The following is a 24063-nucleotide window of genomic DNA, read 5'->3' on the forward strand; positions in this document are numbered from 1 at the left end:
ACCAAGCCGAATATTTACTTTCACCCAAGGAAAAATAAATGTTTTCAAGAACAAAAAATAAAATTCTAATCTACGGAAAAATGATAAAATTTTCACACACTGTTTTTGCCCTGCCCTTTGCCCTTTCTGCTGTGGTCATGGCCTGGCGTGACCATGAGCCGGACATGGCAGATCTGTTCTGGATTGTTGTGGCCATGGTGGGGGCAAGGTCCGCTGCCATGGGATTCAATCGCATTGTGGATGCCGCCCTGGACGGAAAAAACCCCCGCACCGCCGTCCGGGAGATCCCGTCAGGCCTTTTGTCCGGCAAAGAGGCTGTCACCTTTGTATGGGCATCAGCCGGGCTTTTTGTGTTTGCGGCAGCCATGCTGGGAACACTTTGTTTCTGGCTCTCCTTTCCGGTTCTGTTTTTTCTTTTGTTCTACTCCTATACCAAACGTTTCACCATGTATTGCCACATCTATCTTGGTTTTGCCATCTCACTTGCCCCCTTAGGGGCATGGGTTGCCGTCACAGGCACTTTGTCTGCCCCACCTGTTTTTCTGACCCTGGCACTGATGACTTACATTGCCGGGTTTGATATTCTTTATGCTTGCCAGGACATTGAGTTTGACCGGGACCAAGGGCTTTTTTCCCTGCCGGCACTTCTTGGACCCCAAAATGCCATGATGATTTCTTCCATCCTCCATGTTGCCACCATAATATTCCTGGGAGCCATGACCGTCACCTTTGGTATGCATCCTGTTTTTTTATTTTTCCTTGGCATCATTGCCATACTCTTGATCATTGAACATAAATTGGTGCAACCTGACAATCTGTCCCAGATCAACATTGCCTTTTTCCACATGAACAGTCTTGTCTCCATTCTTCTTGTTGTGGGTGTTGTCACGGAGGCCCTGGTTGGATAAAAAAAAAATTCTCCTGCGCCCATCGGCAACGGTTAAAAACATTATTTCCACCCTGTCCCGTACCGGTTTTAAAACTTTTTTTGTGGGAGGGGCCGTTCGGGACCTGCTGCTGGGTAAATCCCCGGCTGATTATGACATTGTCACCAACTGCCCCCTGCCCACCCTTGAAAGCATTTTTCACAAAGAAAAAATCAAGGTGGCCGGAAAGACCTTTCCCGTACTTCTCATCAATGATGTGGAGGTGGCCCCCCCAAGATACCGGGACCATGACGCACACTTTCCGGAAACCGACCTTGGGGCAAGGGACTTCACCATCAACAGCATGGCCTTGGCCCCTGACAGTGGCCATGTCATTGACCCCTTTGACGGAAAAAAAGATCTGGAAAACAAAATTATCCGTTTCACCCGGAATCCTGCCCGGAGAATCGAGGAAGACCCTGTGAGAATGGTTCGGGCCTGTAGATTCAAGGCAGCCATCAAAGGAAACTTTTCCCCAAAAACCCTGCTGGCAATTAAAAAGAATGCCGTCCTTATCTCCACCGCATCAGCCCCCGAAAGGCTGCGCCTTGAAATCATGAAGGCCATGTCCCTACCCCAACCGTCCGCTTTTTTCCTGGCACTGAGGGAAGCGGATTTGCTGCAACACCTGCTTCCCTGCCTGGATCGATGTGTGGATCTTGACGGGGGGCCCCACCACGGAGAAACAGTTTTTGAGCATTGTCTCATGGTGGGTGATGCCCTCTCCCCCCGGGACCCTTTGCTGCGGCTTGCAGGCTTTCTCCATGACGCAGGTAAATTTGATGCAGCCTGCATGGAAAACAATTTATTGACCTTCAAAGGTCATGAAACCATGAAAGATGCCGTTTTAAGGGATCTTGAAACCCTGCGGTTCAGTACCCGGGAAATCGCCTTTGTGGATGCCATGATAAGTGTTCACATGCGGCCCCTCACCCAAGAAAGCACCCCCAGGGCAGTGAGACGATTATTGGCGTTTCTTGAAGCCCACCACGTCTCTTACCAGAATTTTATGAAAATGCGCATTGCTGACAAAGCAGCCAACCGGGCCAAAAAGCCCTATACACTCTCTGAAATAAGAATCAGGCTGCAAAAAATATATGATGCCCAGGCAGCGAATCAACATCAAAAGTTTACCCAAAATACCCTTGCCATTAACGGAAATGACGTTATGCGCCTTTTGGACTGTGATCCGGGTCGAAAAATCGGACACATCCTGGACCACCTGTTTGAACAGGTGCTGGATGATCCATCTTTAAATACCCCGGAAAAATTAAAAGGCATGGTTCTTGATTTTATTTAGAAAACCCGGTATTTTTTTTATATGAAATACTCCGCAAATCAGGGATGTATTTCAAGCTTTGTTGTGGGCAGAGCCGGATCTAAATAAGGTCTGCTCGTGACAGTTATTTACAGTTACCAGACATCCCAAAGAGAGGAATTTTATGTCTCATACCGTAACACTTTTTAAACCCTGTGAACTGCAACCAGGCGATAAAATCAGGATCGTCGGCTCCAAAAGAGGTGGAGACTGGGAGGTCATTAAGGTGGGTGATATTAAAATGACCTTGAGATGCCCTGTGTCAGGAAAAGAGATGACATGGGACCGCTTCTGCTATTTCATGGATAAAAAGAAAAATGAACCCTGGCCCCTGAACTCACCACTGGACAAAAAGGAATAATTTCATGAAAGTTATTCTGGTAATGGCCACCACCCTGGACGGCAAAATCGGCCGTCATGCCGCAGACCCCGTGGACTGGACCGGATCTGCAGACAAAAAATATTTTGTACAGGTGACCCGGAGGGCCGGGGTGATGATCATGGGAAATAATACCTTTAACACCATTGGAAGACCCCTCCCCGGCAGAAAAAACATTGTCATGACCCGCACCCTTGAAGGAAAAAAAAACAAGGAAAATCTGATTTTCACAAATTGCTCTCCTGAGAAAATACTCCAGGAGCTTGAGACCCAGGGGCGCCGGGAGGTGGCTTTGATCGGAGGAGCCCAGATCAATTCATTATTTGCCCGGCAAGGACTCATCCATGAGGTACACCTCACCATTGCCCCCCGTCTGTTTGGCCAGGGATTATCTCTTTTCAATGAATCGTGTGATTTAAATTTAAAACTGATAAGCATGGATTCCCTTGGGAGACATACCCTGCTTTTAAAATACGATGTTGCCTGAATGTGTGAACTGCTTGAGTACTCTTCCACTTTCCCGCCTTGGTCACAATCTGATTTGTTTATCGTAATTGGCGGGAGCAATGGGATCAAGCTTTTGCTATTGTGGCGTAAGTATTTTCAGGTTCCATGTTTTTTTATATGAAATACTCCGCAACCCCGGGGAGTATTTCTAACTTTGTTGTGGGCGGAACCGAATCAGAATACGGTCCGCCCGTGGCGGTTATATGAAACACCCCGGAAACCAGGGGTGTATTTCAAGCTTTATTGTGGGCAGGCCGAGGTCAGAATAAAGTCTGCCCATGGCAGTTTATAAAAAATTTGTATTTAAAAATGAATCTCAACAAGAATGCCAATAACGCACCCCTGACTCCACGTTGACAGAAAACGCTAAATTGAAAACCACTGAGTGCTTTAATTCAAAAAAAGGATTCATAATGAAACCTATCACAGCCATATGCGTCATTCTTTTATTCATGTGGGCGACCCCATGCCTGGCAACAACCCTTCAACCCTGTGGGAGCTTTAAAACAGTTTCCGGAAAGGTATTGATCCAGCGACAGCAAAATACAATCACCGCAGCCACAGGAGAGCGGCTTTATCCCCGGGATCAAATTCAATCGGGAAAAGACGGCTCTGCCAGTATTGTACTCCAGGATAACACCATCATTTGCGTGGGACCGGACAGCACCATGAACATGGAAAAATTTATTTTCAACCCCAGCATGTATGAATATTCCCTGGCAACCCGCATGATAAAGGGCACGTTCCTGTTTCTGTCTGGCATCATCGCAAAAATAGCCCCTGATAATGTTAAAATTCAAACCCCAGACGGTACCATTGCTGTTCGGGGAACCCGCTTTCTGGTAGAGGTGTTATGACTTCAACAAAAATAAGAACAATCCTTTTTACAATGGTAGTGGCCTTTCTGTTTACAGGCTGCTCATGCAAAAAAACCACGGTAATTTTACTGTCGGATCATGATAATAACGTGGGGCAGGTAAAAATAACAAACGCACATGGAAGCATAGTTCTTGACCAGGCAAATCATGGGGTTTCATTACGAAAACAGTATCGACCTAAGCATACCGTTGCCATTGCTGAAAATAAAATCAAGGACCGTTTTGGATCAGTTCTGGCCGTAGAACCTGAGCTGCCAGCAAAATTCATTCTTTATTTTAAAAACGGGTCTGATGTTCTCACAAATAAATCCTTGGCCCGTATACCCGACATTGTGAATGAGATTAAACAACGATCGTCCATGGATATCAGCGTAGCAGGACACTGCGACCGCATGGGCAATGAAGACGTCAACATTGCACTTTCCTTAAAAAGAAGCCATCGAGTTTTAAATATTCTCCTGGATCAAGGCATTGATTCACAATTCATCCAAACCAGTTCACACGGAGAAGGGAACCCCCTTATTTTTACACCAGACAATGTGGCAGAACCCAGGAATCGACGAGTTGAAGTCATTGTCAAATAAACATTTTGAAAAACGCGGTTTTTCAGTAGCATACTGATTAACCGGATTGGGAAAGTACAAATATCCATGGGACTTGTCTCCCGGGCATCCACATGCACATCATCAATATTTCTATTGAAACAAATACAAAATACATTTAAACCAAAACAAAAAATCTACAAAGGTACCTATCTTTTGTGAAAAAAAACAGTTCATATAAAAACACATTGCAATTCCCGGATCAGGGGAAAAAAACCATTTTTAAAACGGGTTGTTTTCTCACCTTTTTTTTTATGCTTTTTTTTCTGTACCATCCTGCCTTTGTTACTTTTCTGGATCAAAAACTTTATGATGCCATACATTCTTCTCTCACCCACCGGGGTACCCCTCAACCGGTGATAGTGGATATTGATGACCAGAGCCTTGAAACCCATGGACAGTGGCCTTGGTCCCGGGATCTACTGGCAAGCCTTTGCACCGTCATCCTCCAGGCATCTCCCCAAGCTGTGGGAATAGATATTTTGCTGTCGGAACCGGACAGAACGTCCATACATCTGGCATTAAAAACCCTTAAAAAACGTTCGGGCATAACCATTCCCCTTGAGACAGCATCCGATACGATGTTTGACAATGACTTAAACCTTGCCCGAGTATTACAAAAAGGACCTTTTATCCTGGCCTGTAAATTTCTCAGGCAAAAGGGAAATTCTTTACCCCCAGCTCTTTTACCCCTGGATGCAACGATGATTTCCCAGGACATCTCCACAGATAGCCTTCAACGCTTTCCTCCATGGAAGGGTATTCTCTCGCCCCTGCCCCGGTTTTTAAAGGCCTCCCAGGGAAGCGGATTTGTCAACGCCCTTTCCGACAGCGATGGTATTATCCGAAAAATTCCTTTAATTACAGCATACAAAGGCAAATTTTATCCCAATCTCTCCCTGGCCACCCTCATGCTGGCCATTGGTGCTAATAAAGTTTTCATAAAAAATGATTCCACAGGTATCACATCTATATCCATTAAAAATTTCACCATACCTGTGTCATCCCAGGGGCAAATGCTGCTTCATTTCCGTAAAACATCCTCCCCTTTCATCACACTATCCGCAGGTGATCTTCTTCAAGGTAAAATCAACCCTGATATTATGAAAAATCGAATTGTTTTAATAGGAACATCGGCATCGGGCCTCGGAGATAATCACAGCACGCCCCTGGATCAATACTTTTTGGGTGTGGGGGTTCACGCCACTGCAATGGATAATATCTTAAACCAGAACATCCTCTCCCGCCCCTCCTGGGCCATGGGTATGGAGTGGGCTCTGGTTTTCCTTACGGGTCTCATTTCCACCTTGATGCTCGTCTATCTCAATTCATGGTTTTGCACCTTTACATTAATCGTGATGACAATATCCTTCTGGTTTATGGAACTGCTGTTTCTACAAAAAATGCATATTTTTATCTCAGTAACCTACCCATTCATTACCCTGTTTGTAAATTTTTTACTGTTAAGTGTTTTTCGGTTTCGCATGGAAGAAAAAAAAATGATCCAGAGAACCAAAGACATGGTGGCTGCCCAGAATCTCACTATTATCGGCATTACCTCCCTTGCCGCCACAAGAGACAAAGAGACCGGGATGCACATCCGACGTACCAGCATTTTTGTTAAAATACTTGCCAATAGATTACGCCGGGCCCCTGGCTATAAAAATCGTCTGAACAATCACACCATAGAAATGATGTTCAAATCTGCCCCCATGCACGACATTGGCAAGGTGGGGGTGCCCGATGCTGTTCTTCTTAAACCGGGCAAACTAACAGAAAATGAATTCAAAGAAATCCAAAAACATACTGAACATGGCTGGCATGCCCTTGAAGATGCAGAAAAAATCTCGGGAATTCACGAAGAAACCTCTTTTTTAAAAGTTTCCAAAGAAATCATTCGATGTCACCATGAAAAGTGGGATGGTTCAGGATACAACCAAGGACTAAAAGGAGAAGAGATTCCCCTATCTGCACGCCTTATGGCTGTGGCAGATGTCTATGACGCCCTAACCTCCAAACGGGTATATAAAGACTCATTTGATCACACCAAGGCACGGGACATCATTGTTGAAGGCAGGGGAAGTCATTTTGACCCCGATGTGGTGGATGCTTTTCTTGAAGAACAGGAAAAATTTAAAAAAGTTGCCATTGAAATGGCTGACAAATAATACCTAAATAATAGAAAAAGTAGCCAACTGCTCCCGATACAACAAACTGAAAATCCGAAATCTAAATTAATACAAACGCACCTTAAAACAAATAAATGCCCACGTATCAAACAAAGGAGCACAACATCAATAAAGAGCAAAAAAAAACAAGACAAAAAAAAGCCATGCTCACTGTAAATGTGGGGCTGGTGGCGAATACACTCCTTGCCCTCTTAAAAACCACCATCGGGATCATGGCCCATAGTCCGGCCCTTCTGGCAGACGGCATTAACTCCACTTCAGATGTGGCTTACGGCATTGCTGTTAATATATTCATGCGGCTTTCGGGAAAACCTGCCGACAATGAACATCCCTATGGGCATGAGCAACTTGAAAGCATCGCCGCTGTGGTGGTGGGGGCCTTTGTCATTACCACGGCCATTGCCATTTTCTGGAACAGCATTAATACCATCTATGAACTCTTTACAGCCCAGACAGTCTCCCAGGGGGCAAGTGTACAAGCCCTGTGGGTGGCTTTATTCACTGTGGGATTAAAATTAATTCTCACAGCCTGGACCCGCAACATTGGTAAGCAGACCCAAAACAGTGCGGTCATTGCCCTGGCTGCAGATCACCGCAACGATGTGTTTGCCTCTGTGGCAGCCACTCTGGGTATTTTCTTTGGTCGCATGGGCTATGCATGGATTGATCCCCTGGCCGGTGCAGTGGTTTCTTTGATTATTCTGCATACAGGTGTGGAGATCCTCAAGGATGCCGCAGGGGAGCTCATGGATACAGTGCCGGGTCAGGCCCTGGGACAAGAAATCCAAACCCTCATTACACAAATCAATGGCGTGGAGCAGGTGGAAGAAATAAAAACCCATTGGTTCGGCCCCTACCTTGTGGCCAATATAACCATAGGAGTTAATGCCACCCTCACCGTGGCCCAGGGGGATCACATCGCCACCCAGGTGGAAAAAATCCTGATCAACGGGGTTGACCCCATGAGACGGGTTTATGTTCATTATCACCCCACACGGGAATTTACTCCACTAAAACAGAGTAAGTTTCAATGCTGAGTGTGATACTTTGCTTTTAATTTCAGCATGATCGGCTATGGCATCAATGGTGCCCCCCCCCCACGGCTTGCATTGATTATTAACGCTGAAATTTATTTATTGCAGGTTGCATTTCCATGAATATGTGGGTTATTATAAAAAGTTTATGAAATTTCCATATGAAACACTCCGCAGATCAAGGCGTGTTTCAAGCTTCGTTGTGGGCAGACCGAGGTCAGAATGCGGTCCGCAGTGGCTGTTACAAAGATAGATATAAAACCACAAATATGAAACCTATACCCATTCACAACAAGCTACTTTTCTGATAATTGGCAAAAAGACAGTAGTTTCATAATGGACAACATACATCCAAAGGCTCTCAATAAAGGTTAAAAGATGCAAATATACCAATACCCCTCGCCCGAGGGAGAAAAAAAAATCAGTGATACCATTGAAAGAGGACTTGGCTATACACAAGAAGATTACAACAATGTGGAAGCCTATATAAATGATGTGAAAAAAAGAGGCGATGACGCCCTGCTGGAATACACCCGAAAATTTGATTCCAGCGCCATCACCTTGGAAAATCTCAAGGTCAGTGAAGAGGAGTTCAACCAGGCAATGGAAACACTGGATGACTCTTTTTTAAAGGCCCTGGACCGTGCCGTGGCCCAGCTGACGCAATTTCACCGACAGCAAAAAGAAAAATCATGGATCGACACCCCCAGGCAAGGGGTGATGGTGGGTCAACTGGTAAGACCTGTGGACGCCGCAGGTATATATGCCCCGGGTGCCCAGGGCGGCAAAACGCCCTTGGTATCCTCAGTTTTAATGGGGGGGATCCCGGCCAAAGTGGCAGGGGTTGAAACCGTTATACTCATGACCCCACCCATGGCCGACGGTACCGTCAATCCCCACATGCTGGCTGCGGCAAAAAAAGTGGGCATTGACCGGGTATTCAAGGCCGGAAGCGCCTGGGCCATTGCAGCCATGGCCCACGGAACCCCCATGGTTCCCCGGGTGGATGTCATTGTGGGCCCCGGCAATATTTATGTCACCCTGGCCAAAAAGATTGTTTCCGGCACCGTGGGCATTGACATGATTGCCGGTCCCAGCGAAATTCTGATCATTGCAGACAACGGGGCAAATCCGGATTTTCTGGCAGCAGATCTTCTTTCCCAGGCAGAGCATGATATCATGGCTTCTGCCATCCTGATCACGGACTCAAAGGACCTTGCCATTGCCACCCAACAAGCGGTAAAAATGCAACTCCAAGCCCTTTCCCGCAGAGACATTGCCACCCCATCCATGAAAAATTTTGGTGCAGCCCTGGTGGTCCCGGATATTGGGACAGCCATAAACCTTGCCAACCGTTTGGCCCCGGAACACCTGGAACTTGTAATCAAAGAGCCCTTTGAGTGTATTGATCGCATCAAGAACGCCGGTGCCATCTTCATTGGGCCCTACACACCGGAACCTGTGGGGGACTACATTGCAGGCCCCAACCATGTATTGCCCACAGCAGGAACAGCGCGTTTTTCTTCAGCCCTGTGTGTGGATAACTTCACAAAAAAAAGCAGTCTTATCAACTACTCCCGGGAGGCATTCCTGGCAGAGGCAGATGATATTATTACCCTTGCTGAAACCGAAGGGCTGGACGCCCATGCCAATGCCATAAAAATAAGACGTCAAGGGTAAGACTGGGTATCAGCCATTGGCATTACTGATTACCAAACCCGTTTTGGGCACTGCAATCAGGGCATTCCCAGGTAATACCGTTGCATGTCATTCCCCATTCGTTCTCATACATGCATTCCTGGCAGATGGAGAATCCGCACCGGCAATTCCAGCAAAATTGAAATTCTCTGCCACAGCAGTGGCAGAGATGTATCTTTTTGCTCCGTCTTTTTTCCTTTCGTGATTGTTGAGTTGCCTCAGTCATATTTTCTCCTAAGGGTTTTTTATATGAAAAAGTGGGCACTGGGTATTAGGTTCTGGGTGCTCACAGCAACTACTTTTTCATTATTCGTTGTGGCTGGTACTTACAGCCATGTGGGTTATATGAAATACTCCGCAAACCAGAAACGTATTTCAAGCTTTGTTGTGGGCAGAACCGCATCAGAATAAGGTCTGCCCATGGCAGTTATAAAAAAACCACAACCAACCAAAGAAATGCTTATACAGGGTTTGTTCTTATTTTTGAAGTTTTTTTAAGAGACTTGTTTTTAAGACCAGGCATTATATATCCTATAAATCTGCAACCTCTCCATAAGGAATTTACAATACATGAACAAAAAAAAACTCTTTCTCATTGACGGCAGCGCCTATCTTTACCGGGCATTCCATGCCATCCGAAATTTATCAAATTCCAAGGGACTCCCCACCAATGCCACCTTTGGATTCACCCGGATGCTTTTAAAACTGATCAAAGAGGAAACACCGGAATACATTGCTCTGTTTTTTGATGTTAAAGGTCCCACCTTTCGCCATGAGATGTATGACCAATACAAAGCCAACCGCCCCCCCATGCCAGAAGAGATGGCCCAGCAAATTCCTTATATCAAGCAGATAATCACCGCCTTTGGTATTCCCATTGTTGAAAAAAAAGGATTTGAAGCCGATGATCTCATTGGTACCTGTGCCAGACTGGGCCAGGAAAAAGGATTTTCCACCGTCATGGTCACAGGGGATAAAGACTTCATGCAGCTTGTCACTGACCACTGCATCATCTACGACCCCATGAAAGATAAAACCATTGACAAGGCAACCATCCAGGCCGAGTTCAATCTTTCCCCGACACAGATTATAGACATGCTGGGTCTGGCCGGTGATACCGCAGACAACATCCCCGGGGTTCCGGGTGTGGGGCCCAAAACGGCCATGAAACTGTTGGAGGCCCATGGCAGTGTCCAGGGAATTTACGACAATCTTGATGAACTGAAAAAGAAAAAGGCCCTGCACAAAAAACTCTCTGAAAACAAGGAACAGGCGTTTTTAAGCCGACAACTGGTGGCCATTGATCAACATGTAAAAATTCCTTTTAACATTGAAGATTTTAAAGCTGTTGCTCCGGACAATGAAACCCTTTTCAACCTCTTCCAGGCGCTTGAGTTCAGACAGCTTCAAAAGGAATTCACCCGGGAATCAGAGCCTGTGGAAAAAACCTATGTCTGCCTCACGGACCTGAAAAACATCAAGCAACAGCTGAATCGTTTGAAAAAGGCGGACATCTTTGCCATTGACACCGAAACCACATCCAAGCATCCCATGCAGGCTGAACTTGTGGGCATCTCCTTTTCCCATGAACCCCACAAGGCATACTATATTCCAGTGGGACATGTGGCCTTTGGCAATGAAAAATTTGTACAGCCGGATCGCGAAACAGTTCTGGCGCTTATTAAGCCCATTCTGGAAGATGCTGCCATACCCAAGGTGGGACAAAACATCAAATATGACTACATTGTACTTTCCCGGTGCGGTATTTCCATGCAGGGCATGGCCTTTGACACCATGATTGCCTCCCACCTGCTCAACCCCTCCCGCCGGGGACACAGCCTGGATCAAATTGCTCTGGACCTGCTGGGGCACAAAACAATCAAATATGAAGAAATTGTGGGAAAGGGAAAGAATCAAATAACCTTTAACGAGGTGGAAATTGAAAAAGCTGTGGATTATGCAGCAGAGGATGCAGATATCACCCTTCTGGCGTATCACATTTTGGAAAAACGTATCCGGGAAAACGAACTTGACAGCCTGATGCAGGAAATTGAGATGCCCCTGGTACCGGTGCTGGCCGGCATGGAAATGAACGGTATCCAGGTGGACAGGGACAAGCTGTCCAATCTATCCAAGGGCTTTGAACAGGAACTTGCCGGCATTGAGGAAGAGATATTTTCCCTTGCAGGGGAACGATTCAATGTCAATTCCTCCCAGCAACTGGGGGCCGTTCTTTTTGAAAAACTAAAACTTCCCACACAGAAAAAAACAAAAAAAAAGACCGGGTATTCAACGGATATTGATGTATTGACAAAGCTTGCCCAATCCCATGAACTCCCGGGTTTAATCCTGCGCTATCGTTCCCTTGGTAAATTAAAATCCACCTACACCGATGCATTACAATTGTTGATTCATCCCCAGACCCACCGGATTCACACCTCATTTAACCAAAGCATCACTGCCACAGGACGGTTGAGCAGTTCCGATCCCAATCTTCAAAACATCCCCATCCGCACCCCGGAGGGCAAAGAGATCAGGGCGTCATTCATTCCCCGGCAGGGGCATGTCCTGGTGGCAGCGGATTACTCCCAGATTGAGCTTCGCATTTTGGCCCATTGTGCAGAGGATGAAATTTTAATTGATGCCTTTACCCATGATGAAGACATTCACACCCGTACAGCAACAGAGGTGTTCAACGCCCTGCCCGGATTTATCACCCCTGAATTGCGCCGCCAGGCCAAGGCCATTAATTTTGGGATTGTCTACGGCATGGGAGCATTTAAGCTGGGAAAAGAGCTGGAAATCAGCCGAAAAATGGCACAGACATACATTGATAACTACTTTAAACGGTACGCCGGGGTGAAAAACTACATTGACACCACCATTGCCACAGCCCGGGAAACCGGAGAAGTAACAACGCTTTTGGGTAGGAAAAGACGACTGGAGGACATCAATGCCGCCAATGCCAACATGCGCGGATTTGCAGAAAGAATGGCCATCAACACTCCCATCCAGGGCAGTGCCGCAGATCTGATCAAACTTGCCATGATCCAGATGGAAAAAGCGTTGACAAAAAAAAAGATGGCATCAAAAATGCTCTTGTCCGTGCACGATGAAATTCTTTTTGAGGTTCCGGAAAAAGAGGTAAATGCCCTGACGGCACTGGCCCGGGAAGTGATGGAAAACGTATTTACCCTCAAGGTTCCACTGAAGGTGAACATTGATGCCGGAAACAACTGGGCCGAGGCCCATTGATCCGGGATTTAATCTCTCCGGTGCAGAAAAGGCAGAAATACCGGCCAAGGCAGTTATGGATTTAATCACAACATCAACAACATCAGGCTTATTTTTTACCGGTGCCTACCCTACTCTTGTTGTGACTCCGACGGTGCCGACTTTTCCTGCAACGCCCCTTTAACCGTTTCTGAAACTGTCCGGTGGACATCAACAAAGGATTCATGGATGCTGGTGGGGGAAAGCCGCCCCATTTCAATGAATTTCACCACAATTTCTTTGGTGGTTCTCAGTATTTGTTCGTCTATGGATTTCATACTCCATCTGATACCAAAGAAATTCGCGGGGGTCAACCTTCCCACTGATTTCAGTTGCCATGGCCAAAAAAATGCTTATACTCGATGATCAGATAATTCTTTATTTAACAGGCATGTCCTGACGGACACAACGAATATTGAAGTATGGTATTATGCCGCCCCCCCGACGGGCAATGGGACCGGAACTGTAAACAGCTCAATTGTCCGGTTCCTATTGCCCCTCGGGGGGGGGGGGGGACGGCTCTGCCTTAGCTTGCCTTGGAGGCTGCCTTTTCATATAAAACATACATGGCTGTAACCACCAGCCACAACAAACAATGAAAAAACAGTGGCTGTGAACACCCAGAACCTAATACCCAGTACCCAGCACCTGCTTTTTCATATAACCGCCACGGGCAGGCCGATCCGGTTCTGCCCACAACAAAGCTTGAAATACGCCTCTGATTTTCGGAGTATTTCATATAAAAACGCTCTTCACCCAAGGATATTGATTTTAATGGACGCAAATGCACACGACAAAGAAAATATGATTGACAGACTCTCCTTTAACGGCAAAAAAATCACCCTCATCGGCACGGCCCATGTTTCCCGGGAAAGTGCCCGGATTGTCAAGGAGATCATCCAAAAAGAAAAACCGGACACTGTGTGTGTGGAACTATGTAATTCCAGGCTCAAATCCATAAAAGATAACGACAGCTGGCGCAACATGGACATCGTCAATGTAATCAAAGAAAAAAAAGCCATGCTTTTATTGATGAACCTGATGCTGGCCTCTTTCCAGAAAAAAATTGCGGAAAAATTTGACATCAAACCGGGACAGGAGATGATCAATGCCGTGGCGGCAGCAGAAGAGCAAGGTGCCACCCTGATTCCTGCGGATCGGGAAATCCAGGTAACCCTGACCCGGGTATGGCGCAACATGGGGTTTTGGGAAAAAATAAAACTGATGTTTCAGCTCATGCTCTCCATGGGAAGTTCCGATGAAATCAGCGAAGAAGAAATTGAGCAGATGAAACAGGAAGATCTGCTCCAGACATTGCTGGCTGACGTTAAAAAGTCCCACCCCATCATGGAAAAGGTCCTCATTGCAGAACGGGATCAATTTCTTGCGGCAAAAATCAGCAATGCCCCGGGAAACCATATTGTTGCTGTGGTGGGGGCCGGGCATGCGCCGGGCATAAAAAAACATCTGGCACCGGAAACCCCCATAGACACAGACACACTCACTGAAATCCCCCCGGCAGGAAAATCAGGCAAAATTTTGAAATGGATGATCCCCGGTCTCATCATTGTACTCATGGCACTGGGATTTTTCATGAAAGGGGCTGAGGCAGGCACTGACATGATCTGGCTGTGGATTGCGGCCAATGGTATTTTTGCCGGCATTGGGGCCATTGTGGCCCTGGCCCATCCTTATACCATTATCTCCGCCATTGCGGCAGCCCCCCTGACCTCTCTGAATCCCATGATTGCCGCAGGCTGGGTATCAGGGCTTGTGGAGGCAGTGTCCAGAAAACCCAAGGTAAGGGATCTGGAGTCCATCCCCAAGGATATTCTTTCCATAAAAGGATTCTGGCGAAACAATGTCACTCGAATTTTGCTTGTGGTGGTGTTCACCAATCTTGGAAGCACCATCGGCACCATGACCGCCATCCCCCTCATGCTCAAGGTAATCAATTAAAAAACGGGGCAGGACCCTTGCGGTCCATGCCCCAAAGTATCAAATTTTATTTTCAGCAAATTTCTGGATGCATTCCGGATAAAGGGCCCATTCCAGGGCCAACCCTTTTTTCTTAATGCTCTCCAGGGTATCTTCGTCGGTTATTTCAAAGGCCCGCTGGCCAATGATGGGACCCGTATCCTCTCCATAGTCAATGAAATGAACCGTACACCCCCCCACCTTGCATCCATGGCGAAAGGTATCTCCATACCCGTCGGTTCCGGGGAAAGAAGGCAAAAGAGCCGGATGAATATTCATGATTTTCCACTTACCCGGCACCGTGTTCATGTGATCAATAAAATAGGGCGTCAAGGTCCGCATGAATCCTGCCAGCACCAGCAGATCAATGTCATGGGGCAGAATATAATCCAAAAGCGCCCTTTCGGCAATGGCCCGGGATCGTAAAAAAGCAGTGATTTTTTCATGGTCGGTGGAGGCAGAAAAAAGCGTCTGACGATGTTGAACCTCTTTCAGATCAAAATCATCGGGCACTGCCAGGGCATTGGAATTTTGTTTTAACGTTCGGATAATCTTACCATAATCCACCACAAAGGTTTCAACACCTGCACGCCTGGCCCGGTCAAGCCCCTTGGCTTCAGGATTGTCAGATCCCGTAAATACCAGCGTGGCATCAATATTGCCTGCTGCACAACTGTCAATGATGGCCTGGAGATTGGTTCCTCCGCCTGATATTAACGCCCCTATTTTTATTTTTTTACCCATTATCTGTTGTCTCCTTGTTGCTTTCCATTACACAATTTAAAGGCCACCCATCCTCACCCGGACCAAGGGTCGTGCCATGATTCCTCAAAGCCGGGCCTGTCCTTTCATTCATTGACAAAGTAAAACCGAAACCCTATATTTACAGACAGTTTTTGAGCCTGGTTCTAAATTCAGCCACATTGGGGTGGCGCAAAGCTTGCACTATTGGCATTTATGCTGAGATCTACCATTATGACTCACTGTTGTCAAAAGTATAGGTATGTTAAACTTTCAGACGCTAACTTCACCCCGGCCCCATTGGTCGGAATGGCCAGCACAAACCAGGCCCAGTTTTTATCTAACCCAAATAAGGAGACAGGTTGATGGCGGAAAATATAGTTGAAATAGACGATGATTCCTTTGAAAAGGCAGTTTTAAAGGCAGACAATCCTGTGATGGTGGATTTCTGGGCACCCTGGTGCGGTCCCTGCCGGGCCATCGGCCCCATTGTGGACGAACTGGAAGGAATCTATGGTGAAAAAATGAACTTTGTAAAAGTCAACGTGGATGAAAACCCACTGACCCCGAGCAAATACGGTATCAAAGCCATTCCCACCCTGATTTTCTTTAAAAACGGCGAAGTGGCCGAACAGATAACCGGAATGGTGGCCAGGGCTAAACTTGAGGAAACCATCAAAGGGGTACTCAAGGAGGGATAATGGCCAACACAGATTATGACGTGATTATCATCGGAGGAGGACCTGCCGGGCTCACCGCAGGCATGTATGCTGCAAGGGCAAGGCTCAATGTGGTATTGTTTGAAAAAGCAGCCCCCGGAGGCCAGGTGATCATCACAGACTGGGTGGAAAACTACCCGGGATTCCCAGAGGGCATTACAGGTTACGACCTGGGTGAAAAAATGGTCACCCAGGCCAAGAACCTTGGCTTGACCATTGAATCCGATGAAATAACCTCTATGACCCTTTCCAGGGAGGAAAAGAAAGTTCATCTTGGCAGCGGAAAAACAGTTAGCGCCCACACAGTTATCATTGCCTCCGGTGCCTCCCCCAGAAAACTGGATATTGGTGAAGCCAAATTTATGGGAAAAGGTGTTTCTTTCTGCGCCACCTGTGATGCCCCTTTTTTCCGGGACAAGGTTCTTGTGGCTGTGGGCGGCGGAGACACCGCTGTACAGGAAGCTATCTACCTCACAAAATTTGCCACCAAGGTATACCTGGTACACCGGCGGGATGAGCTGAGGGCCACCAAAGTTCTCCAGGAACGGGCATTGAAAAACGATAAGATTGAGATGGTGTGGGATTCTGTTGTAACGGGAATGGACGGTTTTTTCAATGTTGAAAATGTTCATATAAAAAATGTAAAAACCCAGGCCCAGAGCACCATTAAGGCAGATGGCTGTTTCATCTGGGTGGGCACAACCCCCAACACAGCCTACGTCAAGGACAATGTAAAAACCGATGACGGCGGCTTTATTTTCACTGACACCCACATGGAAACATCCATTCCGGGGGTTTATGCCATAGGTGATGTCAGAACCACCCCTTTAAAACAAATCACCACCGCTGTGGGCGACGGCGCCATTGCAGCCATGTCCGCCGAGCACTTCATTGAAAACCTGAAGGATGCAAAATGAGAATTGCCTCTGTTGTAATGATCACCGTTCTTTTCTTTTTTGCCGGTTGTTCATGGTTCAACGAACCGGACAGGGAGATGGAAAAAAGTGCAGAAACCCTTGTAAATGAAGGAAGTGCAAATTACAAAGAAGGGAATTACCGGGATGCCATTCACTCATTTACCACCCTGAGGGACTGGTATCCCTTCAGCAAATACGCCATTCTGGCGGAACTGAAAATTGCAGATTCCCACTATAAGCTCAAATCCTATGAAGAAGCCATTCCAGCGTACCAGGAATTTGAGAATCTGCACCCAAAAAATGAAGCCATCCCCTTTGTCATCTACCGCATAGGCATGTGCTGGTACAAAAAAATTCGATCTGTGGACAAAGATCAGACACCGGCGGCCAAGGCAATGGCGGAATTTCAACGCCTCATGGAAAGATTCCCCCAGGACCCTCTCAGTGTCAAAGCCGCCAAAAAGATCAAACGGTGCAGGGAGAACCTGGCAGGACACGAGGCTTATGTGGCAGATTATTATTTAAAAATAAAGCAATACAAAGCAGCATTAAAACGCTATGAATCTATCCTTGCCATATACCCTGAAACGAAATTCGGTGAAAAAGCGTTGGAGCAAATTGCCCTGTGTAAGAAAAAAATCAATAAAGAATAGTTGGAAACCTTGTTTTTCTTTACATTCCGCTATTTTTATTGTATAAAATTTTGTTCTAAAATTTAATATTGGAAAATATTGGTTTAATATCCGAATTTTCCCCATAAAAACGCTTGAAAATTCCCCCAGACGTGACGGGATTTTTTCATAACTACCATGGGCAGGCTTTATATGTATTCTGGCGCTGCCCACAACAAAGCTTGAAAAGCTATAGTGTTTACAACAGCTTTTCTTATAAATCCAAAGAGAGGTAAGCATGTCCAAAGAATGTAAAATATGCGGAAAAAAACCAATGGTTGGAAACAATGTCAGCCATGCCCACAACATTAACAAACGTCGTTTCAATCCCAACCTGCAACGGGTCAGAGCACTCTACCAAGGACAGGTTAAAAAAATTGATGTGTGCACCAGCTGCATCAAGGCTGGACATGTGGTTAAAGCGCCTTAAAACCTCCACCCGGGGTATTGACCGCCACGGGTAGGCCCGTCCACAAAAAAATCTTGAAGATCCATCTGGGTTTACACACAATACAGGGGCAGAATCCATGCTATTCATCATGGATTCTGCCCTTTTTTTATTAAAAAATTATACCTCAATGTGCAATCCGGGATGGAATTCATCATTCATCAATGAGGATGCGCTTTACATCTTTCACATGCTTCACCCGCCGCAGATCAGATATGACTTTACTCAATTGCGATTTACTTTCCACTGCAATGGTAAAATAACTGTTCACCACTCCATAATCGGTGGTTTCCGTATGTGCGTTGATAATATCAGCCTTGGCCCTTGAGATGGTTGATGCCACATCTGCCAGAAGCCCGGACCTGTCAGATGAACGAATCCTTACCCTCACAGGATAAGATTCTGTATCACTTTCACTCCACTGAACCTCAATTTTCCTTTCCGGACTCATTTTTTGGGCATTAATGCAGTTTTTTCGATGAACTGCCACCCCCTGCCCCTGGGTAATAAATCCAACAATGGCATCCCCGGGCAAAGGATTACAGCATTTTGAAAATTTTATCAGGATATCATCCAGGCCTTTGACCACGACGCCATCTCGATTTCTTTTCCGGCTCTTCCCCCCCAGCCCTCTCTCCCGGGGCTTGATATCTTCTTTTTCTTTTGCTTCTTCAGGAACGGTTTTATGAAGAATCTGGAGGGGAGTGACTTTCCCAAACCCCACCTGGGCAATGAGATCCTCCACCTCTTTAAATCCAAAGGCTTCAGCAGCCTGATCCACTTCCCCGGATTTCACCAAGGCATTAAAATTGAAATTTCGTTTGCGGAAAAGTTTTTCACACATTTCCCGACCAAGGGCAATACTGCGTTCTTTTTCCTGGATTTTAATCCAATGACGGATTTTGGTCTTGGCCTTCACTGTTTTTACAAAATTAAGCCAATCTGGACTGGGATGGTGTCCTTTGGTGGTGACAATACTTACTGTACTTCCTGTGGTGAGCTGCTGGGCCAGGGGCACCAGCTTACCATCCACCTTGGCACCGGTGCACTGTTCGCCCACCTCTGTGTGAATCTGATAGGCAAAATCCACAGGTGTGGCCCCCTTGGGCAGGGTTTGAATATCCCCCCCCGGGGTAAACACATAAATCTCATTGGGATACAGATCTATCTTTACATTTTCAAGAAACTCATTGGAGTCCGTTGTTTCTTCCTGATTTTCCACCAGATTCCTGAGCCAGGCAAAGGTTTTTCCCGTTTTTTCATCAATGGCAGCCCCCTCTTTATAACTCCAGTGGGCCGCAATGCCGGATTCGGCGACATTATCCATTTCCCAAGTTCGAAGCTGAATCTCCACCCTCTGTCCCCGGGGACCAATCACCGTGGTGTGCAAAGACTGATATAGATTGGGCTTGGGCACACCGATGTAATCCTTAAATTTGTAATGTATGGGTTTCCACATATCATGGATAATACCCATTGCCTGATAACACTGAAACTTCAAATCCACAATCACTCTGAAGGCAATGATATCGTAAACCTGATCAAAGGGTAAATTCTGGGACATCATTTTCTGATAGATGCTGTAATGCTGTTTGTAGCGCCCTTTAATGGACAGATTTTTCATTCCCTCGGCGGTGAGCCGTTCTGTTAGCTTTTCCTTTACCTCATCAATGTAATTTTCTTTTTCTTCCTTGGCACGATTCACCAGGGTGTCAATCCTGGCATACTCCTCGGGCAGACTGTGAAAAAAGGCAATATCCTCCAACTCCTGCTTGAGCCAGAAAATGCCCAGGCGGGAGGCAATGGGGGCATAGATATCAAGGGTCTCCCGGGAAATCATCACCCGGCTCTCCCGGTCTTCATGATATTTAAGGGTTCTCATCACGTGGAGACGATCTGCCAGCTTAATCAGGACCACCCGGATATCATCAGCCATGGCAAGAATCATTTTTCTGAGACTCTCTGCCTGCCGGACAATCTTATCTGCAACGGAAAGCCGGGATAACATGGTCACCCCGGAGACAATATGGGCAATGCCCGGTCCAAACACCTCCTGGATCTCCTCCCGGGTGGCATGGGTGTCTTCTATGACATCGTGGAGAAGACCTGCGGCAATACTTTCCACATCCAGCTTCATATGGGCCAGAATGGCTGCCACCTCCAGGGGATGGGAAAGATAGGGCTCACCGGACAGCCGCACCTTGCCGTGATGGACCCGGGCCGAATAGATGTAAGCCCGATCAATAATGCCAAGGTCGGCATCAGGATTATATTGAACAATGATATCAAGAATATCGGTAATTCTAATCATGTACTGGGACGCCTTTTTACTCAGTATTCTATCTTTGTTGTGGGCAGACCGGGATCATAACAAGGCCTGCCCATGGCGATCCATATGAAATGGCGAACGAACAGTTTTTCATGCACGCCTTAACTTATTAATACGCCTTGGAAAATAAAACTCTTTTATTACTGGGCTTTCCGCAGCAGATACATTCTCCCTTTTCCTGGGGAGAATCAAAGGGAATACAGCGGATGGTCACAGAAAGATCTTCTTTTATTTTGGCCTCACATGCGTCATTTCCACACCAGTGGGACATGGCAAACCCCCCATGGATGCCTTTCCGGGATTTATAAAAATCATAAAAAGCTTTTTTGTCATCAATATCAACGGTATTGGCAGCCATAAACGCCTTGGCCCGCTGAAAATAAGTATCCTGGATCTCATCCAGAAGATCACAAAGCCCATCAACAAAGGTATCTTTTTTCACCCCGGTTTTATCCCGGGCAGATTTATCCCTGCGTCCCAGAAAAACCGAATCATTGGCCATATCTTTGGGGCCAATCTCTGCCCTTAAGGGAATTCCTTTTTTGACCCAATCCCATCCCCGGGCGCCACCAATATCCCTGTCATCAATTTCCACAACAATTTTTCTGCCATGGTATCGAATCTGACGAAGCTCCGCAGCCAGGGCCTGGGTATAGGCCATTATCTCTGCCCGTTCTTCGTCCTTTCTGTAAATGGGCAAAAGCACCACATGGGAAGGTGCCACCCGTGGGGGCATGATCACACCGTCATCATCTCCATGTGTCATGATCATACCGCCGATCATCCGGGTGGAGACCCCCCAGGAGGTGGTCCAGGCAAATTGCTCCTGTTTATCTGCATTCTGAAACTTAATGTCTGATCCCTTGGCAAAGTTCTGACCCAGAAAATGTGAGGTACCGGCCTGGAGTGCTTTTTTATCCTGCATCATGGCCTCAATGCACATGGTGTCCACTGCCCCTGGAAATCTCTCGGAAGGGGTTTTGCTTCCCCTGACCACAGGCATGGCAAGACACTCTTCCACAAATTTGGTATACACATTGAGCATCATCAAGGTTCGTTCCCGGGCCTCTTCTTCGTTGGCATGGGCCGTATGCCCTTCCTGCCACAAAAATTCACTGGTGCGAAGAAAAATACGGGTGCGCATCTCCCATCTTACCACATTGGCCCACTGGTTGATCAGCACCGGAAGATCCCGGTAACTGGACACCCATTTGGACATGGACTCCCCAATGATGGTCTCCGAGGTGGGACGAACAATCAAAGGCTCGGCAAGTTCTCCGGCGGGAACCAGTTTTTTGTTTTCTCCCTGCTCCAGCTTATGGTGGGTGACAACCGCACATTCCTTGGCAAACCCCTCCACATGCTCGGCCTCTTTTTCCAGATAACTCAATGGAATAAACAAAGGGAAATAAGCATTTTTAACCCCGGTTTCCTTGAACATCTCATCCAGTTGAGAGGATATATTCTCCCACAGGGTATACCCCCAGGGGCGAATAACCATACAGCCCCTTACAGGGGATTTTTCCGCCATTTCAGAAGCCTTCACCACCTCTTGATACCACATTGGGTAATCCTCTTCCCGTGTTGGCGTAATTGCTGTTGTAACCTTTTTCCCCATTTCCATTCCTCCAGATGATTTTAATTTATATTTTTATTGTGACTTTGTTCTGATTCATATTGTCTAACTTCTTGGAGCAGTACTTCCACAAGGCGATCCTGATTCACCTTCTTCACCACCTCACCTTTTTTAAAAAGTATTCCCATGCCATCGCCGCCGGCAATGCCGATATCCGCCTCCCTGGCCTCTCCCGGACCGTTGACCACACAACCCATGATGGCCACCTTGATATCTGTGGTGCAGTTTAAAAGTGCATCTTCCACGGTGCGCGCAATGTCAAACAAATTAATTTTACACCGACCGCAGGTGGGGCAGGAGATAATCTCCGGCCCCCGTTTCCTGATTTTCAGGGAACGCAGAATTTCCCAGCCCACACGGATTTCCTCCACAGGATCACGGGTCAAGGAGACCCGGATGGTATCGCCAATACCCTCGGCAAGCAACATGCCGATGCCAATGGCAGATTTGGTGATACCGGCGTACAGCCCCCCTGCCTCGGTGACCCCCACATGGAGGGGTACATCGGTGCGTTTGGATATAAGGCGGTAGGCTTCAACGGTTCGTTCCACATCCGAGGCTTTTAAGGAAATTTTGATATCATAAAAACCCAGATCCTCCAGTATGGCAATATTTCTAAGGGCACTCTCCACCATGGCACCGGGGGTGGGCCCCATGGTGGCAAGAATCTCTTTTTCCAAAGAGCCTGCATTGACACCCACCCGAATGGGAATACCATGGGATTTTGCACAATCTGCCACTGCTTTAATTTTATGGGTGGCACCAATATTTCCGGGATTGATTCTCAGCCCGTCGGCCCCGGCATGGGCAGAGGCAATGGCCAGCTTATAATCAAAATGGATATCGGCAATGAGGGGAATCTCAATCTGTTTTTTTATTTCCTTAATTGCCAGGGCCGCATCCATGTCAGGAACCGCCACCCGGACGATTTCACACCCAGCCCGGGTTAAAGCTGCAATTTGATCCACTGTGGCTGTGATATCCTGGGTGTAGGTATTGGTCATGGACTGTATGGCAACAGGCTCCTCCCCCCCCACAAAAATATTTCCAACGCTTATTTTACGGGTTTTTTGTCTTTCTTTTATAAAGGTCATTTTCCCTTTTATCCTTAACATGGCCTGACAGATTCATATAACTGCCACGGGCACCCCCCCATATTTCACCTTGGTTTGCCACGGTTTTATCCTAAAAACAACAGCATACCCCGGTGGACACAAAATTACAGAGCCCATGAATATCAAAGGATGGATAAATATTCAAGTTTAATGCCGATTTCAAGGGGTTTGCATTCTCTGATAAATCTATTTTCACCTTTTTTTCATGGGTTTGCCTGTTATCATATCAACCATAGAAAGGCGAATCAAAACAATGCCCATTTACGACAGTTTACAAAAATGCAACTGCCAGAACCTTGATCCATAACGAATTCTAAAAACCCTGAGCAAAACCTCACATAAAGCAGCACTACAATTCCCGGCGAACTATTTTTTTATTGACAAATTACGCATAAAGACATATGCATCCAAAGGCATTTTTGCACAACAACAAACATGCATAGTTTGCACAATATTGTTTATAATAAATGTACAATACAATCATTGGTTTTCTTTTCATTTCATAATAAATATTGATAGTTACTATTAACATTTATTGTTTTCATAAGAAAAATGCAAACAACATACTTGAAGCAAAAATTACAGACATTCATCATTTCACACAAATAGAAACAACGCCTTGATACAAATTTCTCCCCAGGGCATAGAATACAAGGATAAAGCTGCCATAACGCAAAATACTCAAAACCAGATTGTAACCAGAACA

22 protein-coding genes are annotated in these 24063 nt (G+C 46.4%); 16 read left to right on the top strand and 6 right to left on the bottom strand.

Annotated elements, in window-relative coordinates; translation table 11 throughout:
- The first annotated feature begins 38 nt into the window (after positions 1 to 38).
- From B9A32_RS11880 to polA, 11 genes are all read left to right on the top strand, one after another.
- On the top strand, positions 39 to 908 hold the full coding sequence (locus tag B9A32_RS11880; RefSeq protein WP_084069663.1) for a UbiA-like polyprenyltransferase: 870 nt from the start codon (positions 39 to 41) through the stop codon (positions 906 to 908).
- Positions 901 to 2226 (top strand): CCA tRNA nucleotidyltransferase, encoded by a 1326-nt coding sequence (locus tag B9A32_RS11885; protein ID WP_084069664.1) that lies wholly within the window; start codon positions 901 to 903, stop codon positions 2224 to 2226. Before B9A32_RS11880 ends, B9A32_RS11885 begins: the two co-directional genes overlap by 8 nt.
- Positions 2227 to 2368: 142 nt before the next feature.
- Positions 2369 to 2605: a hypothetical protein gene (locus B9A32_RS11890; RefSeq protein WP_084069665.1), complete on the top strand. Its 237-nt coding sequence runs from the start codon at positions 2369 to 2371 to the stop codon at positions 2603 to 2605.
- 4 nt (positions 2606 to 2609) lie between these two features.
- Positions 2610 to 3110, top strand: coding sequence for a dihydrofolate reductase family protein (locus B9A32_RS11895; RefSeq protein ID WP_084069666.1), 501 nt, complete (start codon positions 2610 to 2612; stop codon positions 3108 to 3110).
- 433 nt (positions 3111 to 3543) lie between these two features.
- Positions 3544 to 3987: a FecR family protein gene (locus B9A32_RS11900; RefSeq protein ID WP_084069667.1), complete on the top strand. Its 444-nt coding sequence runs from the start codon at positions 3544 to 3546 to the stop codon at positions 3985 to 3987.
- A gap of 110 nt (positions 3988 to 4097) precedes the next feature.
- Positions 4098 to 4592 (top strand): OmpA family protein, encoded by a 495-nt coding sequence (locus tag B9A32_RS11905; RefSeq protein WP_212637908.1) that lies wholly within the window; start codon positions 4098 to 4100, stop codon positions 4590 to 4592.
- 272 nt (positions 4593 to 4864) lie between these two features.
- On the top strand, positions 4865 to 6778 hold the full coding sequence (locus B9A32_RS11910) for a CHASE2 domain-containing protein (protein ID WP_212637909.1): 1914 nt from the start codon (positions 4865 to 4867) through the stop codon (positions 6776 to 6778).
- A 95-nt stretch (positions 6779 to 6873) separates the two neighbouring features.
- A complete protein-coding gene (locus B9A32_RS11915; protein WP_084069670.1) occupies positions 6874 to 7836 on the top strand; it encodes a cation diffusion facilitator family transporter in 963 nt (320 codons plus the stop codon).
- Between the two features lie 375 nt (positions 7837 to 8211).
- Positions 8212 to 9513 (top strand): histidinol dehydrogenase, encoded by a 1302-nt coding sequence (gene hisD / locus B9A32_RS11920; RefSeq protein ID WP_084069671.1) that lies wholly within the window; start codon positions 8212 to 8214, stop codon positions 9511 to 9513.
- A 267-nt stretch (positions 9514 to 9780) separates the two neighbouring features.
- Positions 9781 to 9942 (top strand): hypothetical protein, encoded by a 162-nt coding sequence (locus B9A32_RS21360; RefSeq protein WP_170923803.1) that lies wholly within the window; start codon positions 9781 to 9783, stop codon positions 9940 to 9942.
- 159 nt (positions 9943 to 10101) lie between these two features.
- Positions 10102 to 12786 (top strand): DNA polymerase I, encoded by a 2685-nt coding sequence (gene polA, locus B9A32_RS11930; protein ID WP_084069673.1) that lies wholly within the window; start codon positions 10102 to 10104, stop codon positions 12784 to 12786.
- Between the two features lie 110 nt (positions 12787 to 12896).
- Here polA and B9A32_RS11935 read toward each other — a convergent pair whose 3' ends face one another.
- Together B9A32_RS11935 and B9A32_RS21730 are read right to left on the bottom strand one after the other, a co-directional pair.
- A complete protein-coding gene (locus tag B9A32_RS11935; protein WP_084069674.1) occupies positions 12897 to 13082 on the bottom strand; it encodes a conjugal transfer protein TraB in 186 nt (61 codons plus the stop codon).
- 248 nt (positions 13083 to 13330) lie between these two features.
- Positions 13331 to 13543: a hypothetical protein gene (locus tag B9A32_RS21730; RefSeq protein WP_212637910.1), complete on the bottom strand. Its 213-nt coding sequence runs from the start codon at positions 13541 to 13543 to the stop codon at positions 13331 to 13333.
- 35 nt (positions 13544 to 13578) lie between these two features.
- Here B9A32_RS21730 and B9A32_RS11945 point away from each other — a divergent pair, with 35 nt between their 5' ends.
- Positions 13579 to 14763, top strand: coding sequence for a TraB/GumN family protein (locus B9A32_RS11945; RefSeq protein ID WP_084069676.1), 1185 nt, complete (start codon positions 13579 to 13581; stop codon positions 14761 to 14763).
- Positions 14764 to 14802: 39 nt separating this feature from the next.
- On the opposite strand, the gene purN is transcribed toward B9A32_RS11945, so the two are convergent.
- Positions 14803 to 15525: a phosphoribosylglycinamide formyltransferase gene (purN, locus tag B9A32_RS11950; RefSeq protein ID WP_084069677.1), complete on the bottom strand. Its 723-nt coding sequence runs from the start codon at positions 15523 to 15525 to the stop codon at positions 14803 to 14805.
- A 362-nt stretch (positions 15526 to 15887) separates the two neighbouring features.
- Between purN and trxA the strand changes: the two genes are divergently transcribed.
- From trxA to rpmB, 4 genes are all read left to right on the top strand, one after another.
- Positions 15888 to 16223: a thioredoxin gene (gene trxA, locus B9A32_RS11955; protein ID WP_084069678.1), complete on the top strand. Its 336-nt coding sequence runs from the start codon at positions 15888 to 15890 to the stop codon at positions 16221 to 16223.
- Positions 16223 to 17158, top strand: coding sequence for a thioredoxin-disulfide reductase (trxB, locus tag B9A32_RS11960; protein WP_084069679.1), 936 nt, complete (start codon positions 16223 to 16225; stop codon positions 17156 to 17158). The genes trxA and trxB overlap by 1 nt, the downstream gene beginning before the upstream one ends.
- Positions 17155 to 17811 carry an outer membrane protein assembly factor BamD gene (locus B9A32_RS11965; RefSeq protein WP_232367140.1) on the top strand — a complete coding sequence of 219 codons (657 nt, stop codon included), beginning with the start codon at positions 17155 to 17157 and terminating at the stop codon, positions 17809 to 17811. Before trxB ends, B9A32_RS11965 begins: the two co-directional genes overlap by 4 nt.
- A 256-nt stretch (positions 17812 to 18067) precedes the next feature.
- A complete protein-coding gene (gene rpmB / locus B9A32_RS11970; RefSeq protein ID WP_084069680.1) occupies positions 18068 to 18259 on the top strand; it encodes a 50S ribosomal protein L28 in 192 nt (63 codons plus the stop codon).
- A 172-nt stretch (positions 18260 to 18431) separates the two neighbouring features.
- Here the strand turns inward: rpmB and B9A32_RS11975 are convergent, their stop codons facing one another.
- The 3 genes from B9A32_RS11975 to ispG all read right to left on the bottom strand — a co-directional run bounded on the left by B9A32_RS11975 (position 18432) and on the right by ispG (position 23336).
- A complete protein-coding gene (locus B9A32_RS11975) occupies positions 18432 to 20588 on the bottom strand; it encodes a RelA/SpoT family protein (protein ID WP_084069681.1) in 2157 nt (718 codons plus the stop codon).
- A gap of 127 nt (positions 20589 to 20715) precedes the next feature.
- Positions 20716 to 22224, bottom strand: a complete 1509-nt coding sequence (proS, locus tag B9A32_RS11980; RefSeq protein WP_084069682.1) for a proline--tRNA ligase — start codon at positions 22222 to 22224, stop codon at positions 20716 to 20718.
- A gap of 20 nt (positions 22225 to 22244) precedes the next feature.
- Entirely contained in the window at positions 22245 to 23336 is a 1092-nt protein-coding gene (gene ispG, locus B9A32_RS11985) for a flavodoxin-dependent (E)-4-hydroxy-3-methylbut-2-enyl-diphosphate synthase (RefSeq protein ID WP_084069683.1), read from the bottom strand.
- Between the last annotated feature and the right edge of the window lie 727 nt (positions 23337 to 24063).

The organism is Desulfocicer vacuolatum DSM 3385 (assembly GCF_900176365.1).
GTDB lineage: Bacteria > Desulfobacterota > Desulfobacteria > Desulfobacterales > Desulfobacteraceae > Desulfocicer > Desulfocicer vacuolatum.